Source organism: Undibacterium sp. GrIS 1.8 (assembly GCF_040544445.1).
GTDB lineage: Bacteria > Pseudomonadota > Gammaproteobacteria > Burkholderiales > Burkholderiaceae_D > Undibacterium.
The window spans coordinates 1-2391 of record NZ_JBEONQ010000118.1 but is presented as its reverse complement, the minus strand read 5'-3'; the positions used below and the strand labels follow the sequence as shown (position 1 = coordinate 2391).

General features: G+C 40.7%; 2 protein-coding genes. Both read left to right on the top strand.

Annotated elements, in window-relative coordinates:
* Positions 1-84: 84 nt before the first annotated feature.
* The gene (locus AAKU64_RS22335) at positions 85-537 is read left to right on the top strand and encodes a hypothetical protein (RefSeq protein WP_354363078.1); all 453 of its coding nucleotides are present in this window, start codon (positions 85-87) and stop codon (positions 535-537) included.
* Between the two features lie 204 nt (positions 538-741).
* Complete coding sequence (locus AAKU64_RS22330; protein WP_354335870.1) at positions 742-1791, top strand: tyrosine-type recombinase/integrase; 1050 nt, start codon at positions 742-744, stop codon at positions 1789-1791.
* The last annotated feature ends 600 nt before the right edge of the window (positions 1792-2391 follow it).

The window sequence follows — 2391 nt, the reverse complement described above, 5'->3', positions numbered from 1 at the left end:
AATTCAGGTCTCAACTGAAATTTTATTCACCCCCGGGATCTAATCCTAAAGGATTTAGATTCCTTTTTTTCCATGGAATCTAAAATGAGTCCTTCTGACGAGAGAATTTCCCTTCGTCGTGCTGTTTTGCACAAGCGGTCTAGTTTAGTTGTTGGTGGACTAGGCATAGGAAAAACATTTGTTGTGAAGCTTGTTGGTAGCGCTCTTAATCACAATGTGATTATCAGTATCCCTGCAGTTTCTGATCTCACTGATGCTAAAGGTTTAGGATTTCCATCTGCCGATGGTACTCATGCAAAATTTCTTCCCCTAGGTCAGATTTATCATCTCGTCAACGCAAAGAGTCCGACCATTTGGCTTATCGATGATCTTGGTCGGGGAACACCAGCGGTGTTGGCAGGATTTATGCCTTGGTTGTTATTGAATGTAGGTACGTCAATCGTACTAAATGTAAAGATAGCTTCGGATGTCGTAAGTTCCAATAAATTATTGGGTTTAAAAAAAAGAACAATGCTCTCGATTTTTTATAACAACTGACGGGTACTGACCATGTCCTGGAATCCAATACATTTTATAATTCAATTAACGGTCACGGAATTAGTATACTATTATGGAATTGCAATGCCGCAATGGTTATTTCACTTAATTTTCGAAGGTGTGCAGCCGAGTTTCTTTGGACTTGTAGCCAAGATGTTGTTTTTATTTACTTTTAATTTTAAATATGACCGTTAATTGAATAAAATGAATAAATCTTTATTTGATGATGAAAATGGCTGGAAACACAGTCCGAGAGAAGCTTTTTCCGCTTTTGTGAAAACGGAAGATTACTTGCTGTTGGGGCGTCGACAAATCGCTAAAACAAACGAGAATGAAAATAAAAAACTCCGTCCAATATTGGATAGTTCTGCTGAAATTTACATTCACATGTTCCACCGATTTATGGATTTCATTGATTCGCAGGGCGTTATCTTGCACAGTGTGAACCATGACCACATTAAAGATTTTTTAGAGATACCGAAGCCAGGTAAGGATACGTCGCGCAAAGCCTTTAATAGTTCAATACGTGTGCGATATTTACGCTTATTAGAACGAGTATTTGCACATGTCGGCATCACTCCCAATCCAGCTAAGCATGCAGCCTTTGATATTTACCAAACCAAAGCACAGGGGCGGGACCTACCTAAAGTGATACTCACAGATGACCAACAGCATTTGTATATGGAACACTTACCGGAAGTCGCACCTTACGACCCGACCGTTGACGATGGGCCGGAATGGAAACGTCGGCGAGATAGGGCGATACTGGCCATGTTACTGGGAGCGGGATTAAAGGTATCGGAGTTGGTTGGGCTCAACACTGATCGAGTAGGTGCTAGAGACTCTACCGGCTCTATTCCAGTTGAAATAACACCTTGGTCAGTGAACGGTACAAGTCGGAATCACCAAACACAACTAAGGCCGTTCGCTGTTGCAGATGTGATGGCATGGGTTGAGGAACGCAATGCAAAGAAAATACCAGGGAAACTTTTATTTCCTGCCAACCTCGATGGAAAAAAATTAGATAAATCGACAATCTATCTTTTGACAAAAGCGACTTACAAAAAGGCTGGGATCGAAGTAAAACGTAAAGGCCCGCGTACACTCAGAAATTCGTTTGCAGTAAGAGAACTAGAGTCTCCTGACGGGTCTATCGAGCTAACTGGTGAATTACTTGGATTACGAAAACGTAAATCAACAGAAAAATATCTGATCACTAACAAATTATTGAATAAAAAAAGATTGATTACCTGAGACTGTCTCTCCAAAGAAATCATCTCAAAGGTGGACAGACAATTTTTGTATGAACGTCCTCTCTTTACTTCTGCATGAACAAAGCTAAAAGATTATTTCTGCTTATTGTGCGGGAATCACCCCGCGAAGAGCCCGCCACCTCAAAATCCGAACGACTCGTCACAGCACGTTATGACTGTTCGTTCGTGAAAACAGTATTTCAATACATACCGAGTAGTAGATCATATAGAAGCATACTTTTGATACCAAAACACTTCTTGAGCGCTTTTTGAACTTTTCCAACGCGTTGGAAAAGTTATGCAGTAAATGAAGACCTAGCTCCCTAAGCACAATTTCACTTTTCTAGGATCAATATGTGTAGTTGGTATCTCTCTTTCGCAAAATAAAAAACCGAGCAAATGCTCGACTTTTTATTCGTTGGATCTAGTTAAAAACTGGGGATTAATCCTGGTGCTGTCGTAAAACTCCAGAAACATCCGAGTGCTTTGCCAAAGATAATTTTATCGTTTGCACATCCAAACTCATTGCCGTTAATCGATCCATGAAGCGCCATGTTGTATGTCGTGGACGGCTTCAACTGAGATTTGGCAGTCAGCCATG

Excerpts from the sequence above, each read along its gene's own strand:
- AAKU64_RS22335 (WP_354363078.1), top strand. The coding sequence starts at position 85 with ATGAGTCCTTCTGACGAGAGAATTTCCCTTCGTCGTGCTGTTTTGCAC.
- AAKU64_RS22330 (WP_354335870.1), top strand. The coding sequence starts at position 742 with ATGAATAAATCTTTATTTGATGATGAAAATGGCTGGAAACACAGTCCG.